17 protein-coding genes are annotated in these 17,148 nt (G+C 32.6%); 9 read left to right on the forward strand and 8 right to left on the reverse strand.

All coding sequences use genetic code 11. The annotated features are described in order from the left end of the window. The first annotated feature begins 372 nt into the window (after positions 1 to 372). The 4 genes from ABJM36_RS09595 (at position 373) to ABJM36_RS09610 (ending at position 1,730) form a co-directional block, all read left to right on the forward strand. Positions 373 to 669, forward strand: coding sequence for a DUF721 domain-containing protein (locus ABJM36_RS09595; protein WP_348451244.1), 297 nt, complete (start codon positions 373 to 375; stop codon positions 667 to 669). Positions 670 to 767: 98 nt separating this feature from the next. Next, a complete protein-coding gene (locus ABJM36_RS09600; RefSeq protein ID WP_067150460.1) occupies positions 768 to 959 on the forward strand; it encodes a cold shock domain-containing protein in 192 nt (63 codons plus the stop codon). Positions 960 to 1,083: 124 nt separating this feature from the next. Further along, the gene (locus tag ABJM36_RS09605) at positions 1,084 to 1,275 is read left to right on the forward strand and encodes a cold-shock protein (protein ID WP_348451245.1); all 192 of its coding nucleotides are present in this window, start codon (positions 1,084 to 1,086) and stop codon (positions 1,273 to 1,275) included. Between the two features lie 263 nt (positions 1,276 to 1,538). Then, positions 1,539 to 1,730, forward strand: coding sequence for a cold shock domain-containing protein (locus tag ABJM36_RS09610; protein WP_348451246.1), 192 nt, complete (start codon positions 1,539 to 1,541; stop codon positions 1,728 to 1,730). 81 nt (positions 1,731 to 1,811) lie between these two features. Here ABJM36_RS09610 and ABJM36_RS09615 read toward each other — a convergent pair whose 3' ends face one another. Further along, entirely contained in the window at positions 1,812 to 2,231 is a 420-nt protein-coding gene (locus tag ABJM36_RS09615) for a nucleoside-diphosphate kinase (RefSeq protein ID WP_348451247.1), read from the reverse strand. A gap of 87 nt (positions 2,232 to 2,318) precedes the next feature. Here ABJM36_RS09615 and ABJM36_RS09620 point away from each other — a divergent pair, with 87 nt between their 5' ends. Genes ABJM36_RS09620 through ABJM36_RS09640 form a run of 5 tightly spaced genes read left to right on the forward strand, consistent with a single transcriptional unit; the run spans position 2,319 to position 6,462 of the window. Next, on the forward strand, positions 2,319 to 3,338 hold the full coding sequence (locus ABJM36_RS09620; RefSeq protein WP_348451248.1) for a bifunctional oligoribonuclease/PAP phosphatase NrnA: 1,020 nt from the start codon (positions 2,319 to 2,321) through the stop codon (positions 3,336 to 3,338). After that, positions 3,331 to 3,873, forward strand: a complete 543-nt coding sequence (gene gldI / locus ABJM36_RS09625) for a gliding motility-associated peptidyl-prolyl isomerase GldI (protein ID WP_348451249.1) — start codon at positions 3,331 to 3,333, stop codon at positions 3,871 to 3,873. Before ABJM36_RS09620 ends, gldI begins: the two co-directional genes overlap by 8 nt. Before the next feature lies 1 nt (position 3,874). Further along, entirely contained in the window at positions 3,875 to 4,999 is a 1,125-nt protein-coding gene (locus tag ABJM36_RS09630) for a peptidylprolyl isomerase (RefSeq protein WP_348451250.1), read from the forward strand. A gap of 55 nt (positions 5,000 to 5,054) precedes the next feature. Continuing rightward, positions 5,055 to 5,984, forward strand: coding sequence for a prolipoprotein diacylglyceryl transferase (lgt, locus tag ABJM36_RS09635; RefSeq protein WP_348451251.1), 930 nt, complete (start codon positions 5,055 to 5,057; stop codon positions 5,982 to 5,984). A 1-nt stretch (position 5,985) separates the two neighbouring features. Continuing rightward, positions 5,986 to 6,462, forward strand: coding sequence for a DUF192 domain-containing protein (locus ABJM36_RS09640; RefSeq protein WP_348451252.1), 477 nt, complete (start codon positions 5,986 to 5,988; stop codon positions 6,460 to 6,462). A 383-nt stretch (positions 6,463 to 6,845) separates the two neighbouring features. Here ABJM36_RS09640 and secDF read toward each other — a convergent pair whose 3' ends face one another. The 7 genes from secDF to ABJM36_RS09675 form a co-directional block, all read right to left on the reverse strand. Beyond that, positions 6,846 to 9,833: a protein translocase subunit SecDF gene (gene secDF / locus ABJM36_RS09645; protein ID WP_348451253.1), complete on the reverse strand. Its 2,988-nt coding sequence runs from the start codon at positions 9,831 to 9,833 to the stop codon at positions 6,846 to 6,848. Between the two features lie 223 nt (positions 9,834 to 10,056). Further along, positions 10,057 to 10,677, reverse strand: coding sequence for a hypothetical protein (locus ABJM36_RS09650; RefSeq protein WP_348451254.1), 621 nt, complete (start codon positions 10,675 to 10,677; stop codon positions 10,057 to 10,059). A gap of 114 nt (positions 10,678 to 10,791) precedes the next feature. Then, the gene (locus ABJM36_RS09655; RefSeq protein ID WP_348451255.1) at positions 10,792 to 11,718 is read right to left on the reverse strand and encodes a malate dehydrogenase; all 927 of its coding nucleotides are present in this window, start codon (positions 11,716 to 11,718) and stop codon (positions 10,792 to 10,794) included. A 284-nt stretch (positions 11,719 to 12,002) separates the two neighbouring features. Beyond that, entirely contained in the window at positions 12,003 to 13,037 is a 1,035-nt protein-coding gene (locus ABJM36_RS09660) for a DUF6588 family protein (RefSeq protein WP_348451256.1), read from the reverse strand. 94 nt (positions 13,038 to 13,131) lie between these two features. Continuing rightward, positions 13,132 to 15,672, reverse strand: a complete 2,541-nt coding sequence (locus ABJM36_RS09665) for a carboxypeptidase-like regulatory domain-containing protein (RefSeq protein WP_348451257.1) — start codon at positions 15,670 to 15,672, stop codon at positions 13,132 to 13,134. Next, the gene (locus ABJM36_RS09670; RefSeq protein WP_348451258.1) at positions 15,659 to 16,573 is read right to left on the reverse strand and encodes a FecR family protein; all 915 of its coding nucleotides are present in this window, start codon (positions 16,571 to 16,573) and stop codon (positions 15,659 to 15,661) included. The genes ABJM36_RS09665 and ABJM36_RS09670 overlap by 14 nt, the downstream gene beginning before the upstream one ends. Positions 16,574 to 16,627: 54 nt before the next feature. Then, positions 16,628 to 17,143 carry an RNA polymerase sigma factor gene (locus tag ABJM36_RS09675; RefSeq protein WP_348451259.1) on the reverse strand — a complete coding sequence of 172 codons (516 nt, stop codon included), beginning with the start codon at positions 17,141 to 17,143 and terminating at the stop codon, positions 16,628 to 16,630. Positions 17,144 to 17,148: the final 5 nt, after the last annotated feature.

Consider the following 17,148-nt stretch of genomic DNA (forward strand, 5'->3'; position numbering starts at 1 on the left):
ACTTGGCTTTATAAAAAATTTCCGCTATCTTCGTTTAACATAGCTTTTAAACAGGAATATGATTTCATTTCCGCGAAACAGTTAACACCTCCAAAAACAAAACAAACTTTCCAATAAAAAAATTAGGCTAGTAAGCTTGCCCGCGTTAGGGATAAAAGCGGCATCCTTTTTAAAGGAGCTAAAATTAGCACTTGAGTTAGACTCTAAGTTAACAGGTTGCCACGTCGATTACTTCTCGCGATGACCACTTTAAAAAGATATAGCGGATAGCCCGACCCTTTTCGGGTAAAGCCAAAAAAAATATGGCATAAATTGGACATAATTTTATACTTTTAAACAAAATTAAAATCACATAAATAAGTTAAACAAACCATGGCAAAACGAAACAACGAAAACCTAAGTATTAGTGACGCTTTAAAAGAGTTTGTTGAAACTAATAGACTAGAAAAAGGATTAAACAAAGTAAATGTTGCAGATGCTTGGGCTAACCTTATGGGTAATGGCGTTAACAACTATACAACCTCGGTAAACCTAGAACGCGAAACACTTTATATACAGCTGAGCTCCAGTGTCTTAAGAGAAGAATTAAGTTATGGTAAGGCCAAAATAATTTCCATGCTAAATGAAGAACTAGGTAAAGATATTATTAAAAAACTGGTTTTAAGATAATTAGATAATTAGGCCCAGATAATTTTTTTTAATAAAAACTATCGCCGTATTATAATTTATATTACCTTTGGGACTTAATTTATTATAATACAAATACAATGAGTAAAGGTACAGTAAAATTTTTCAACGATTCTAAAGGATTTGGTTTCATCGTTGAAGAAGACAACAACAAAGAACATTTCGTACACATTTCAGGACTTATCGATGAAATTCGTGAAGGTGATGTTGTAGAATTCGATCTACAAGAAGGTAGAAAAGGATTAAACGCCGTAAACGTAAAAGTAGTCTAACAATATACTATTTCACAATTACAAGTAAGAGCCTATCAATTATTTTGATAGGCTTTTTTTGTTTATAGTGTTTTATAACTTAATAGGCTGTACCTTTGCCACATATTAATTTAATATTTTAATAATGAATAAAGGTACCGTAAAATTTTTCAATGATTCTAAAGGATTTGGTTTCATAACTGAAGAAGACAACAACAAAGAACATTTTGTACACATTTCTGGATTAGTTGATGAAATTCGTGAAGGTGATTCAGTAGAATTCGATCTACAAGATGGTAGAAAAGGATTAAACGCCGTAAACGTAAAAGTAATCTAATTATATACTTTAACAATTACAACTTAAAAGTCTATCATTTATTTGATAGACTTTTTTTTATGAAACAAACTCCCTCCTAGCCTACGCACATAAGTAGGTATTTAATCGTGAAGGTTATTATTTAACTTAGAATGAGTATAGCCTTATTTACCTGAATTTCTACTAGCGTTTAAGTATTGTATAGTATTAATAGCCATTGGAGTTCTTTTATTTATGGCATGAACTTTGCTTTCTATGTACTAATAATAATTAAATTTTATACAATGAGTAAAGGAACAGTAAAATTCTTCAACGATTCTAAAGGATTCGGATTTATAACTGAAGAAGGTTCAAACACCGAACATTTTGTTCACATTTCTGGATTAATCGATGAAATTCGCGAAGGCGATCTAGTTGAATTTGATTTACAGGAAGGCCGTAAAGGCTTAAATGCCGTAAACGTAAAAGTAATTTAGTATAATATACAGTACTTTTTTTAAACAAAAAATCTCGCAACCAAGTTGCGAGATTTTTTATATTTTATTGCTGTGTAATTCTTAGAACTGGTCTCTACCTGAAAAATGAAAAGCACCTTCTATAGCTGCATTTTCATCACTATCACTACCATGTACTGCATTTTCACTAATAGAATCTGCAAACATTTTTCTGATAGTACCTTCGGCAGCATCAGCAGGATTTGTAGCACCAATTAATGCTCTAAAATCTTCTACAGCATTTTCTTTTTCTAAAATAGCGGCAACAATTGGTCCGCGTGTCATGTACTCAACTAATTCTGGAAAAAACGGACGCTCACTATGTATCGCGTAAAATTCTTTCGCATCTGCAGTTGTCATTTGTGTTAATTTCATTGCTACAATTCTAAACCCTGAAGCTGAAATTTTTTCTAATATCGCACCGATGTGTCCTTTCTCAACAGCATCTGGCTTAAGCATTGTAAATGTTCTATTTGTTGCCATTATATTGTTTTAATTTTGTGCAAAAGTAATCTATTTCTATGAAATTTCAATAATTCTAATTTTAAAAATATTGTATCTTCGCCACCTATGAAAAAACAAGACATTACAAGCATAAAACAGCTATTATCAACAGCCAAAAAAATAGTCATTGTACCACATAAAAACCCCGATGGTGATGCTATTGGGTCTACTTTAGGGCTTTATCACTATTTAGTTAAAGGCAATCATGAAGTAAACGTTTTAACCCCTAATGATTATCCTCATTTTTTAAAATGGATTCCAGGAAACGAAAGCATTTTAAAACACGATACACAAAAGGAAGCCTGTGAAGGTTTAATTACTAATGCCGACATTATTTTCACCTTAGATTTTAATGCTTTTCATAGAACCGGACAAATGGAAACTGTTTTAACAAACAGCAAAGCGTTAAAAATAATGATAGACCACCACCAAGCACCAGACGACTTTGCGACCTACACCTATAGCGATGTTAGCATGAGTTCCACTTGCGAAATGGTTTATAACTTTATAGATCTTTTAGGTGATGAAAACTTAGTAGATAGCACTATTGCAACCTGCCTATATGTTGGTATTATGACAGATACGGGTTCTTTTAGATTTCGCTCTACCACTAGTAAAACACATGCTATTATTTCAAAGTTAATTGACAAAGGCGCTAAAAATAATGAAATCCACAATAGGGTTTACGATACCAATAGCTATGAGCGCTTGCAGTTATTAGGTTGTGCGTTAACTAATTTAAAGGTTATTCCAGAATCTAGAGCTGCATATATAACGCTTTCGCAAGACGAACTTCACAAATACAACTACAAAAAAGGAGATACCGAAGGTGTGGTTAACTATGGTTTATCCTTAGATGGCGTGGTGCTAGCTGCTATTTTTATTGAAGACAAAAACGAAGGTATCATAAAAATTTCTTTACGCTCCAAAGGAAATTTCTCGGTAAACGAAATGTCTAGAGCACATTTTGAAGGCGGTGGGCATACCAACGCGGCAGGTGGTAAAAGCGAATTATCTCTAGAAGAAACGGTTGAAAAATTTATTAGTATATTGCCTAGTTATAACAAAGCACTAAATAATGAATAAATTAATCACCATAACCATAGTTTTACTAGTATTTAGCTGCAAAACCCCAGAAGCACGACGACCAATTTCGGTAACATCGGGTTCTTTTATTGATGCTTCTGTGGAGCGCAATAAAAAATTAAATGCTAAAGAAAAAGCATCTATTGAAAAAATTATGAGCCTTGAGAAAAAGGAGTATATTGCTTCAGAGAGTGGTTTTTGGTATTACTACAACCATAAAGTTGAAACGGACTCTTTAAAAACACCCAATTTTGGAGATGTAATTAACTACAACTACAATATTAAAGCCCTTAATGGTAGTGTTATTTATTCGACAGACGAACTAAAAACACAAACCTATACTATGGATAAGGAAGAGTTATTCACTGGACTACGTGAAGGTTTAAAGCTAATGAAATCTGGCGAAACAGTAACCTTCTTATTCCCTTCACAAAAAGCTTACGGCTATTATGGCGACGAAAATAAAATACACAGAAACACACCGCTAATCTGCGAAGTAACGGTAAATTCTATTACCCTAAATCAATCCAATTAACATGTTATTTAAAAGTTTTATTAAAGTTTTATTGCTTGTTTTTGCAATACACCTAACCTCTTGTAAAGCACAATACCCAGATTTAGAAGACGGTATGTATGCCGAATTTATAACTAATAAAGGTGTTATGGTTGCTAAACTAGAGCAAGATTTAGCGCCTATTTCTGTAGCAAACTTTGTATCCTTAGCCGAAGGAAACAACACGATGGTAAATGAAAAATATAAAAAGAAAAAGTTTTATAATGGACTTATTTTCCATCGCGTTATCGATAAGTTTATGATTCAAAGTGGCGATCCCAACGGTACAGGGCAAGGTGGCCCCGGTTATAAATTTAATGGCGAATTTAATGCCGAATTAAAACACGACCAACCCGGAATTCTTTCCATGGCCAATTCTGGACCTAACACCAATGGGAGTCAGTTTTTTATAACCGAAGTCCCAAAACCGCATCTTGATAATAAATACAATGTATTTGGTAAGTTGGTTATTGGATTAAATATTCAAGATTCTATTTCTAATGTTAAAACCGACAATAGAGACAAACCTTTAGAAGACGTAACCATTGAAGAATTAAATATTATTAGAAAAGGAAAAGCGGCCAAACAATTTGATGCCCCTTCGGTATTTGAAAATCATTTTGCTGAAGCTGAACGTATTGAAAAAGAAAAAAAAGCTAAAGCAGAAGCAATATTAAAAGCCACATTAGAGAAATTCGAAATGCAAAAAGCCAATGCTACCACGTTAGAATCTGGCTTAAAATATTATATCTCAGAAAAAGGAAACGGCGAAAATTTAACTGAAAACACTCCGGTTTTAACACATTATGCTGTTTATTTTGAAAACGGCAAGCTATTAGAAACTAGTAAATTAGAAATTGCAGAAAAGCTAGATGCGGTTAACGAAAAACGAAAGGCAGCAAATAGATACAAACCTATAACAGCCGATATTGGTCCGGATGCCCAAATGATAGCTGGCTTTAAAGAAGGCTTACAACAATTAAACGTTGGCGATAAGGCCACATTATTTATCCCTTATCATTTAGCTTACGGCGAAGCAGGTTCCAGAGGTATTCCTCCAAAATCTAATATAATTTTTGAAGTTGAAATCTTAGAACTTCTTAAATAAATTTTAACATAAACACCTCTATAAACCGTTATATTTACAGAGTAAAACAAAACCTATGCACGTATTAAAATTTGATTGGAACCCAATAACTGGGATTGATATTATTGGAAATTTCAAACTCCACTTTTATAGCCTTATGTGGGTTATTGCATTTGTTATAGGTTGGTATATTATGAAACGTATTTTCACTAAAGAGAAGGTATCTTTAGATTATCTAGACCCTCTTTTTATATATACCGTTTTAGCAACTATGCTTGGGGCGCGACTTGGGCATGTTTTATTTTATCAATCGGAATTAATTTCTGAAGATTTTTTCAGCATATTTCTTCCTTTTAAATTTAAAGGTGGTTTCGAGTTTACAGGGTTTCAAGGGCTAGCTAGCCATGGCGCCGCTATTGGTATTATTGTTGGTATGTATTTATACAGAAAAAAATATACTTATAAATCTTTACTTTGGATTTTAGATCGGATTGTAATTACCGTAGCTTCTGGTGCTGTTTTTATTAGAATTGGAAACTTTATTAATTCTGAAATTATTGGAAAGGTAACCGATTCTAATTTTGGAGTGCGTTTTATACAAGATCAATATTACAAAAGGGAGATTGTACAACGCACAGGAATTAATGATGTGCAGAAAGCCTATAACGCGGTAACAGATAATGCTCAGTTTCAGAATTTATTAGATGCTGTTCCTTATAGGCACCCATCTCAACTATATGAGTCGTTTTGCTACATTTTTGTATTTTTAATTTTATTGTACTTCTATACTAAAACCACCAAAAAAGACCAACCAGGATTTTTATTTGGTTTGTTTTTAGTTTTACTTTGGACCATTCGTTTCTTTATAGAATTTACAAAAGAGCCTCAAGGTGAAGAATATATTAATTGGTTTGGTTTAAATACAGGCCAATGGTTAAGTATACCTTTTGTATTAATAGGATTGTATTTTATGTTTGTTTACAAACCCAAAACAGTAGTAAAATAACATGTTTTTAAAACGCTTTTCTTTATTATTTATATCCGTTATCCTTATGGGGATTTCGTCTTGTAATGAAGACAAAAAAGTAATTAAACAAACCGAGGTTCACTTTACAAAAGAAGGCGAATTAAATATTATTAAAGCATCCGATTCTAAGGCAATAACCTTAGATATTGAAATTGCAGATACCGATTTTGATATTCAAACAGGATTAATGTACAGAGACTCCATGGAAAACAATCAAGGGATGCTTTTTGTTTTTAAGGATGAAGACGAGCGTTTCTTTTATATGAAAAACACTAAAATCCCATTAGACCTTATTTATATTGATGCTAACAAAACCATTGTTAGTTTTCAAAAAAACGCAAAACCATTCGATGAATCTTCACTACCATCAAATGCGCCTGCTAAATATGTATTAGAAATAAATGCCGGTTTGGTTGATTTTTGGGGTATTGCTGTTGGAGATATTATTAAATATTAAATATAGCCTCTTTTATTTTCCTTATGGATTAATTACTCTAAACCTTTAGTTTTTATTGAAGCACTACTAACTTTGTCTCAAAAATTAACTAACTGCGCTTAGCAACCGATAAAGTTCATTAAAACGAAACTTAAAAAACATTCCACTCTTATTTTTAAACGTTACCATTACTAGTATTTCAGTTTAACTACCATAGCCTTCAACTTAGCATATAAGCGCGTTAGGGATTGCAAAGAAAAGCCCACAGCCCGACGAAGGAGATGCGAGGACTTGTATTGAAAAGCCCGACCCTTTTCGGGTAACGCCCAAATAATTATTATTCCATAAAAAAAGCCTATCAACATTAAGTTAATAGGCCCTTCTCTTTACAAGAAAAATTTGAGTTAGTCGTTATTCTTGTCATTTAGTTTATTTACAGAATCATACATTATTGGCGTTGCAATAAATAATGATGAATAGGTACCTACTACCACACCTACTATTAAGGCATACATAAATCCTCTTATCGAATCGCCTCCAAAAATGAAGATGGCTAACAACACTACTAATGTTGTCAACGAGGTATTTAATGTTCTACTTAATGTACTGCTTAATGAGGCATTTACTACTTTATCGAATTTCCAGTTGGTGTGCTCGTTAAAGAATTCACGAATTCTATCGAAAACAACCACGGTATCATTTAATGAGTATCCAATTACAGTTAGAATGGCTGCTATAAACGCTTGGTTTATTTCCATATTAAACGGCATAAACTTGTATGTTAAAGAGAATACCCCTAATACAAGTATGACATCGTGGAATACTGCTGCAACAGCTCCTAATGAATATTGCCATTTCTTGAAACGGAATAAGATATATAGGAACACTACAATTAACGACCCTAAAATTGCCCAGAATGATGCTTGTTTAATATCATCGGCAATGGTTGGTGTTACTTTGTAAGATTCTAATAAACCTACTTGCTTGTTCTCATCGTTTAAATCGATAAATTGCTCGTAGCTTGTACCTTCTAAATGTGGCACTAAAGCTGTGTAAAGTGCTTTTCTAATTTCCTCATCGACTTGAGAACCAGATTCGTTTACTTTGTACTTAGTTGTTATTTTTAACTGGTTAGCATCTCCAAAAGTTTTTGCATCTGCACTACCAAATACATCTGGTTGAGATAAAAGATCTGTAACTTCTGAAGCACTAATATCTTGTGCAAAACGTACTTGATAGGTTCTACCTCCAACAAAATCGACACCTTGGTTTAACCCGTTAATAGCTAACGACGCTAAACTTACAATAATTAATGCACCAGAAATGATGAATGCCACTTTGCGTTTTGATAAAAACTCGATATTGATGTTTCTGAAAAGGTTTTTAGTAAGTCCTGTTGAGAATTCTAATTTCCCTCCGCGGTTAGAATACCAGTCGATTAATAATCTAGTGATAAAAATTGCCGTAAATAAAGACGTTGCAATACCAATTAATAGGGTTGTTGCGAAACCTTTAATTGGCCCCGTTCCAAAAACAAATAAGATTAATGCTGTTAAACCAGTTGTAATGTTAGCATCTAAAATTGAAGATAATGCATTACTAAACCCATCGCTAATAGCTTCTGCTTGTCCTTTGCCTTTACCTAATTCCTCACGAATACGCTCGAAGATAAGTACGTTAGCATCCACCGACATACCAATGGTTAATACAATACCGGCAATACCAGGTAAGGTTAATACCGCGCCTAACCCCGATAAAATACCGAATATTAATAAAAGGTTTAATAACATAGCGATATCTGCAAATGCTCCTGCTTTTCCGTAATAGAATATCATCCATAACAATACTAAAGCTAATGCAATTAAGAAGGACATAGTACCACTCTCGATAGCTTCTTTACCTAATGATGGTCCTACAACCTCACTTTGAATAATATCTGCAGATGCTGGTAATTTACCGGCACGTAGTACGTTTGCTAAATCGATAGCTTCGTTTAACGAGAAATCTCCTGAAATAGAAGAACTACCTCCAGCAATTGGCCCTGTAGTTACTCCCGGTGCCGAATACACAACATCATCTAAAACAATAGCAATTTGGCTACCTTGTGCGTATGCCTTTCCAGTCATTTCTTCCCAGATTTTAGCACCTTTAGCATTCATTTGCATAGAAACTTCAGATTTTCCTGTAGCACCAAATTGGTTTCTCGCATCGGTAACAACCGCCCCACTTAATTGTGGTACATTTTCTCTGTTTCCTTTTAATGCGTATAGATCTACAAGCTCACTACCTTTTTCTGGTTTACCAAAAACAAACTTGGTATAACGTTGTTCAGCAGGAAGTAATGCTCTTACTTGTGGCTTGCTTAAGTAATCTAATACTGTTTCTTTATCTTTAATTTCGAACTTAGCAATGATTGGTCCGCCTTGGTAACCAAGACCTCTAATTAATTTACCTAGTGGATTGTTATTATCTACTGCTGTAGAATCAGTTTCTGCATCTCCTAATAAATCATCAATTTGATCGTTTTGTGCATTTTCTTCATCTTGTGGCTCAACCTCAGCAACATTATCCGTTTCAACAAGATCCTTTAAAACCACATTAGCTTGGTCTATAAATTGGTAAAATTGCTCACCTTTATAAGCATCCCAAAACTCTAATTGTGCAGTACTTTGTAATAATCCTGTAGCACGCTCTACATCTTTAACACCTGGTAACTCTACTAAAATACGACCAGAGTTTCCTAAACGTTGAATGTTTGGAGATGTTACACCAAACTCATCAATACGTTTACGTAATACTTCGAAAGCTGAAACAATAGACTCATCTATTTTAGTTTCGATAATGTTTTTTACATCGGCATCCGACATACTTCCATCAATCTCACCATCTAACTCTCTAGTATAAAATATATCTGGAGATGCTAATTTAGTATCGCCTTTAATAGCATCAAAAGCAGTAAAGAAATCTTCTAAATATGTATTTTGACTATTTTTTTGAAGCTCTGAAGCATCTTCTAAAGCTTTATTGAAAACAGGATCTGTAGTATTGTTTGCCAATCCTTTTAAGATATCTTTTACTGATACCTGAAGAATAACGTTAATACCACCTTTTAAATCTAAACCAAGATTCATGGCTTTTTGCTTCACTTCATTATAAGTGAATTTTGCAATACCTATATTATAAACGGTATCTGTTCCTTTTTCTTGAAGATAGTTAGCTTCCTCTTGACTACGAAGAGCGCGAAAATCTGGTTCTGACTCAGATATTTTGGTAATCGCAGCTTCTTGTGCTTCTTTTTCAACTGAATTTGCTGTGAATGTGAATGATAATTGGTAAAGACTTACCAAACCAAACAAAATAGCAAATAGTTTTACTAATCCTTTGTTTTGCATTGTTATACTTTTTACGTCAAATTTTTAAGCCTGAATATTTCAGGGCGAGCAAATATAGAATTTACGCTATGATTTGACAATTTTATTTTTTTTGAATATGATTTTAGCGAATTCATTAGTCTTAACCTTAATTTCAACTTGAATTCTGAACTGAGTAGCACTTGTTAAATTGACTATATTCCTTTTTTAAAGACATCAAAGAACCTTTATAAGAAACAAGTTTTTAACGTATTAGCATTGGGGGGCCTGCTCTAACTTCCGGAATGGTATGTAGTGGATTGCTTAATTGAATGGTAACCTCTCTACGAATTTTATAAGCAACCCGTAAAAGATTTTCTTCGTTTAAAAAGGCTAAATGTCCAGAAGTTAATAAATTAGGATCTAAAAAACGATCGGTTTTAACTTTAACTTCTAAGCTAATAGCACCATCGAAATCCCAACCAGAATCCTGTCCTTTATGTATTTCGTAAACATCAAGATTATAACTAACATCTGAATCGTTAAAAGGGAATTGAGATGAATCTTGATTTTGAGTTGTAAGCTTAACTGATAATTGGCTTTCTTTAACTAGAGTTTGCTTAATGCTAGTAATATCGGCATCACTGTAATAGGTGATTTTTAATGTACCGTTAGCTTTAGAAAGAACTTGTATTTTTTGTGCGCCTAAATCTTGTAATTGAAGCGTTAAAGCGGCTACCGTATTTTCGGTTTGATAAGATGTTAAATCGGTATCCTGAAATTGAAGTACAATTTCTTGATTAGCCACAACCATTTGTTGCTGGGAAACAGCACCAAATAAGGTAAGACTAAAAATTAATATACTAATGCACCATCTTGCAATCATGCGCCAAATATAAAGAAAATATATTTCCTTAGGGTAATAAAATTAAACACAAAAAAAAGGAGATTGTCTTTTTTAGACAATCTCCTTTTTTGTATAAAATTTAAAAAGCTATTCTTATAACTCTAATAAACCATTAGTCTTTTTAACACCTTCTGCACTAGCTTGCATATGTGCTTTTTCAGCATCAGATAAAGGAATATCAACAATACTTTCTATACCGTTTTTCCCTAAAATTACAGGAACACCAATACAAATATCGTTTAATCCATATTCACCTTCTAAAAATGTAGAACAAGGGAACATTTTCTTTTGGTCGCAAGCAATAGCCTGAACTAAACCACTTACAGCAGCTCCTGGCGCATACCAAGCAGAAGTTCCTAATAAACCTGTTAATGTTGCTCCACCAACTTTAGTATCTGCAGCAACTTGCTCTAAACGTTCTTCGCTTAAATACTCAGAAACCCTAATACTGTTTCTTGTAGCATGACTTGTTAACGGCACCATTCCTTTATCACTATGACCACCTATAACCATACCATCGATATCGCTAATTGGTGCTTCCATAGCTTCGGCTAATCTGTATTTAAAACGAGCAGAATCTAAAGCGCCACCCATACCAATAATTCTGTTTTTAGGCATATCTAAAGATTTATGCGCTAAATACGTCATAGTATCCATTGGATTACTTACCACAATAAGAACCATGTTTGGAGAATACTCAAGTAAGCTAGTTGATACCGCTTTAACAATACCAGCGTTAATACCAATTAATTCTTCACGAGTCATTCCTGGCTTACGAGGAATTCCAGAAGTAATAACACAAATATCACTATTTGCAGTTTTGCTGTAATCGTTTGTTACACCTGTTATTTTTGTATCAAAACCATTTAAAGAAGCACATTGCATTAAATCCATGGCTTTACCTTCAGCATAACCTTCTTTAATGTCTAACAATACAACTTCTGATGCAAAATCTTTAATAGCAATATATTCAGCACAACTTGCTCCTACTGCTCCTGCTCCAACTACGGTAACTTTCATAATATTAATTTTAATTAGTGTTTTATTTGTTTTAATCGTTGTTCAAAGTTCGAAATATAAAAACATCAATAATATGACTATCGTCATAAACCTTATTAATTTTCAAAATAAAAGCAAGCAAAAGCTTATAAAAAATTAAATTTATTTGACCTGAAAATTAACTCCCGCTAAATTACAAATTAAAACACTGTAAACGAAAAAAGCACAAGATTTTATCTTGTGCTTTTTTTAAACAAAAATTAAATATAACTAACTAAAAATTAACTTTCTTTTGATTTAACGACTTAACGGAAACCAAAATTAACACCTACTGAAAACGAATCGAATTCTGAAACATGATATTCTGCATTAAGTCTGAAAAAACCTAACTTCAATTTTGTTCCTATAGTTCCTCGCACTGCAGCAACCTCGCTTGATATTGAAAAGGGATCTACAACAGTTTCTGAAAAAAATGGCCCACTCTGTACCTCATAACTACCAAGCATATCTGATTCTGATGTTCCTTTTATCATTCCTAAACCACCATAAAAATTAATTATAGGCATTTTTGTGGAAGCGATTAATTGGAACAACCAAGTATTGGTATTATTTTCTAAACGTTGGTTTTCTCCATCAATATTGGAAGACTCGGTTAAATCGTAAGAACCATCTAAATGAGTATAAGCCACCAAGCCTGAAATCGCTACTGGCAATACTTTAGCCGCTGGTATTATTTGTGTAAATTCTACTTGTAAACCAGCACCATACATACTTAAATCAACATCTTCTGTATTAATTTTTGGTACAAATCGCCCTTTTAATTCAATGCCACTACCTAGACCTAATGCACCTTGCAAATAGGCTGTTGGTAACAAGTTAGCAGTTGACTCACCTATACCACTAGGTAAGGTTATAGTTTCTTGTTGCTCTCCTAAAATAGGATCATCGTAAGTAACAATAATATTAATGTCTGATTCATTTTCGCCCAATGCTGTCGCCACAAGCTTTGAATTTGCTAAATCTTCAAATTCAACAGTAAAATCTTGATCTGGATTACTGTTGTAATCTGCTATATTCATTAAAAATGATTGGTGGGAATCATTGGATTGTGCTGCATTTGCAATTATAGAAATTTCAAAACCACCTAAAGGTTTTGCTACAGCTGAATTAAACCAATTGCCATTCATACTATGCATTAAACCGTTAGTTCCAGGTTCAAGATAATCTTGCGCAAATCGTTCAGCATTATCAACACCAGCAGCTAGTAAAGCATCAATATCTTGTGCTTTTGAAGTCATTGTTACTAAGCATAGTAACATAAATAAGGGGAATTTTTTCATGTTTTAGTATTAATTTGGTTTTACAAAAATAGAAAAAAAATGACACTAATAAACATTTTATCGAATTAATTAGCTTTTTAACGACTATTTAATATTAAAAATCACATCTAAAACTAATATTTGGTGTAAACCCTAGTGATTTATTTTCTATTTTAATAGTAGATTCTGAATCGTTTGGATCAACTTCGTAATATGTATTTATGATGTTTTTTCTATTTAATATATTAATAACGCCTATTCTTAAAGAAGATTTCACAGATTCTAAGACCTTAAAGGAATAATTGACTGAGGCATCCAACCGGGTAAAGTCATCTAAATTCTCACTATTAGGCGCATCGTAATTAACAAAAATGGTGTTACCATTTTGTGTTGTTTCATTGCCTTCAATTGGTTTTGTATAGGGTAATCCAGACCTCCAAATACCACCAATGGATACTTTAAAATTTTTAATAATATCATAATTAAAAGCTAAAGAAACGGAATGCCTAACATCTACATTATTAGGAAATACAGACGGCGTAAGCCTATTAAACTCATAATCATTTAAACTATACGTATAACTTAACCACGAACTATATTTCTTAGTTGTTTTATTTACAAGAAATTCAACACCTTTAGCATTATAACTTCCTGTAGCATTTAAATATTGAAAATTATTATAAAAACCCTGATTAGAAACCGTAATCCCGTCAACTATTTTATAAAAGCTTTCAACATCGAACACCAAATTATTTTTATTGAATTCAAACCCAAAAGAAACCTGCTTACTTTCAGAAATAGGAACAGTTTGTTGGTTGGCTAAAATCCATCGTCTATTTTCTACTCCTAAAAAGTCGTCTTGAAAATCGATAATTTGAGTTACCGATTGATTTTTAAATTCCCCTTGTAATTTAAAGGCAAAATAATTGGAAAATTTTTGCCTAACATTTAAACGAGGCTCAATAAGAAGTTTATTGAATTTTTGAAAATAATTACCTCGCACACCTAGTCTAAAATAAGTGTTGTTATTTTTAAATTCCAATTCGCTAAAAAACGCATGATTTAACAATACATCTTTTTTTATCTTATCATAAGATGGTGCGCTAACTTCCGTGCTATTTAAAACGCCAATTTCACTAAATTGATAACCGTTTAATAAATTAAAATCATCGTTAATTTTAAAATTAGTTTTTAATTTAATTCCTGTTTCTAATACCTCGTTAGCTTGTGTTAATTTTTGGTCTGTCTCTAATCTATAGTCAATCGCATCAACATTATATTTGGAATAAAAAGCTGTGAAATCTGTAGAAAACCGTGAAGACCACTTCCCGTTCCAACTTGCCCCAAAACCTAAATTTTCTTGTTTTAAATTACTGGTTTTAGATTCTGACTCATTTGCATTATTAGTGAAACTTTCTATATAATCTAAGTTATTAAAAATGCCTATTACATTGGCCCTAAATTTATGGTTTTCATTAACATCGAAAAGTAGTTTTGCCGAATAATCATAAAACAAAAAATTTGAGGATCTATTACTCTCGCTTATATTATCACTATTCATGGTAAGTTCGCTATCTTGAAAACTTCGCTCAAAATAATTATTATAAGTTGGTGTATTAAATACATCTGTAAACGATCGTCTACCCGAAACATGTAGAGCTAATTTTTTACTAATTGGAATTTCAAGAAAAGCATCGGCATGAATTAAATTCGCTCCAAATCCGCCGGACACTTCGTCACCTACCTTATTTTTTGTAGACATATTAATGGTGCTTGAAACACCATCACTAAATTCACTTGATGTTCCGTTTTTTGTAACAATAACCTTGTCTGTTAAATAGGGATTGTAAGCAGAAATGAGTCCGAAAAAATGCCCAGAATGATACATTTTAATACCATCCCAAAGTATTAAATTCTGGTCGTTTGTTCCGCCACGAACATTAATATTAGCAATACTTTCATTAGCGCTTTCAACTCCTGGCAAAGCTTGAATAGACTGCAAAATATCAGGTTCTGTGAGCCCTGGAAGAACTCCAAACTTTTCGGTATTTAAAACCGTACTTCCATCACTATACTTTTGTAATCCTGTGGTTAAATACTTTTCTATTAAAATTTGATTTAAAGCTTCACTTTTTTCAATCATGACTATTGTTTTGCAGTCTTGATTTAAATACAGTAACTCTTTTACTTCTATTACTTGGGTTTTATAGCCTAAAAAAGATACAATGACTTGTTCATTAACTCCAACATCTTCAAGTAGAAAGGTACCGTCATCATTTGCAATAACACCTTTAGATGAGTTACTTATTAAAACTGAAGCACCAAAAAGTGGTTCTTTATTCGATTCAGAAATTAAAATTCCGCAAACCGACACCTTTTTCTCAATAGTCGAAATAGTTATATAACGTTGTGTTAAAAATTTAAAATTTAGGATTGTTGTTTTATTGAGGTTTTCAATGGTGTTTTCAAGGGTATGCGTTTCTAGAGGTTTGTCAACCAAAATAGAACTAATTTCATTAACCGAATAAGAAAACTTGACATCGAATTTGATTTCTAGGTTTGAAATAAGATTTGTTAGTTTTATTTTTTCTTGAGCCTGCGCAGAAAAACAAAACAATATTAAAAGTAAAGCAAATAAAGATTTAATTTGATTCATAGTTATAGAACTCCACTTTTTTACCGTTTATCTTATAACTTAATTTTAAAGGAATAGTTACAGATTGTAAGGCAATATTTTTATCCGTATGTGTAAAACTACCAGAAAACAACTCTGATGTATTAACATTTTCGGCATTAATAAGTATATCGTACTGAGCTTCCAACTCATTAATAACTTGCCAAAGTGGTACATTATCAAAACTAGATTCTTTTGCCAACCACGAAGGGTTTTTAGCATTAAAATCCTTAAGAGGTATAATTTCCCCATTAACAACCCTAAAGGTTTTACCGGGCTTTAAAACTACTTTTCCTTGATTACTTGATACACTTACAGAGCCCTCATAACACTTAACTTCAAAATAATTTTCACGTTCTTTTACATTAAACTGAGTACCTAATACTTGAATGGAACCAGCGTCGGTATGCACCGTAAATTTTTCGCCCTTAGTTACTTTAAAAAATGCTTCGCCATCCAACTCAAGAGTTCTATTCTCTTTCCATTCTTTTTTATTGAATGATAGTTTTGACTGTGCATTTAAAATAACTTCAGAATTATCAGGCAAATTAAATGTTTCTGTTTGGGCTATTTGCGTTTCAAAAGATTTTGTATTATTAAAAAACAAGAAATATGAAGATGTTAGCATAACGACTAAAACAGCTGCTATTTTTAAGAATGTTTGAAAGTTTAAAGGAATAACTTTCGGCTCTTGCTTTCTTAGCTTTCTTGATTTAAATTCGGCTAGGGCTTTTTGGGCATCTACTTTTGGGGCTTCTAATTGTTTTGAATAAAAACCAAGTTTTTCTAAGCTCGAAAAATCTTCATTAGGATAGCTTTTTTTAATGTCTTCCAAAGAAATCTCGCCTTCAAACCATTTTAATATGTCGTTTTCTTTATTCATCTTTTTTGTGCTTCTGTAAATAAGACACTTATATTTAAATTTACCCTACTTTATTTATATATTTTCAATGTGCGCTCTTAAAACTTTTAAGGCCGCCGACATTCTTTTTTCAACGGCTTTTTGAGATACACCAAGCATTTCGGCTATTTCTCTGTACTTTTTACCGTCTATTCTATTTAATAAAAAAACCTCCCTTTGAGCATCTGATAATAACGATAAGGTATGCTGAAGTTTCTTTTTAAACTCTTCTTCTTCTAATAAATATTCAGGACTCTCATTTGTCTTATCTATATATGGAGCTGCTTTGGCATATTCCATAACCACCTTTTTGTGTTTAACCTTATTTAAAAACAAATTATTTACTGTTGTAAATAAATATGTTTTTGCTTTCGCAAAATCAATTTTAGAACAATTCTCCCAAATTTTAGAAAACGCATCCTGAACCAAATCCAAAGCATTATCCTTATCGCCACATTTATAATAAGCAAAATTACTAGCATGCTGAATTTGCTCTAAATAAAATGTATTAAAGTAAGTTTCTTCGCAAAGTTGAGAATTGTTTTCGCTCATTTTCA

It is taken from the genome of Algibacter sp. (genome assembly GCF_039977455.1).
GTDB lineage: Bacteria > Bacteroidota > Bacteroidia > Flavobacteriales > Flavobacteriaceae > Algibacter_B.

Coding starts and splice junctions, on each gene's coding strand:
- ABJM36_RS09615 (WP_348451247.1), bottom strand. CDS start 2,231: ATGGCAACAAATAGAACATTTACAATGCTTAAGCCAGATGCTGTTGAG.
- ABJM36_RS09595 (WP_348451244.1), top strand. CDS start 373: ATGGCAAAACGAAACAACGAAAACCTAAGTATTAGTGACGCTTTAAAA.
- gldI (WP_348451249.1), top strand. CDS start 3,331: ATGAATAAATTAATCACCATAACCATAGTTTTACTAGTATTTAGCTGC.
- secDF (WP_348451253.1), bottom strand. CDS start 9,833: ATGCAAAACAAAGGATTAGTAAAACTATTTGCTATTTTGTTTGGTTTG.
- ABJM36_RS09655 (WP_348451255.1), bottom strand. CDS start 11,718: ATGAAAGTTACCGTAGTTGGAGCAGGAGCAGTAGGAGCAAGTTGTGCT.
- lgt (WP_348451251.1), top strand. CDS start 5,055: ATGCACGTATTAAAATTTGATTGGAACCCAATAACTGGGATTGATATT.
- ABJM36_RS09620 (WP_348451248.1), top strand. CDS start 2,319: ATGAAAAAACAAGACATTACAAGCATAAAACAGCTATTATCAACAGCC.
- ABJM36_RS09640 (WP_348451252.1), top strand. CDS start 5,986: ATGTTTTTAAAACGCTTTTCTTTATTATTTATATCCGTTATCCTTATG.
- ABJM36_RS09660 (WP_348451256.1), bottom strand. CDS start 13,037: ATGAAAAAATTCCCCTTATTTATGTTACTATGCTTAGTAACAATGACT.
- ABJM36_RS09675 (WP_348451259.1), bottom strand. CDS start 17,143: ATGAGCGAAAACAATTCTCAACTTTGCGAAGAAACTTACTTTAATACA.
- ABJM36_RS09650 (WP_348451254.1), bottom strand. CDS start 10,677: ATGATTGCAAGATGGTGCATTAGTATATTAATTTTTAGTCTTACCTTA.
- ABJM36_RS09670 (WP_348451258.1), bottom strand. CDS start 16,573: ATGAATAAAGAAAACGACATATTAAAATGGTTTGAAGGCGAGATTTCT.
- ABJM36_RS09605 (WP_348451245.1), top strand. CDS start 1,084: ATGAATAAAGGTACCGTAAAATTTTTCAATGATTCTAAAGGATTTGGT.
- ABJM36_RS09630 (WP_348451250.1), top strand. CDS start 3,875: ATGTTATTTAAAAGTTTTATTAAAGTTTTATTGCTTGTTTTTGCAATA.
- ABJM36_RS09665 (WP_348451257.1), bottom strand. CDS start 15,672: ATGAATCAAATTAAATCTTTATTTGCTTTACTTTTAATATTGTTTTGT.
- ABJM36_RS09600 (WP_067150460.1), top strand. CDS start 768: ATGAGTAAAGGTACAGTAAAATTTTTCAACGATTCTAAAGGATTTGGT.
- ABJM36_RS09610 (WP_348451246.1), top strand. CDS start 1,539: ATGAGTAAAGGAACAGTAAAATTCTTCAACGATTCTAAAGGATTCGGA.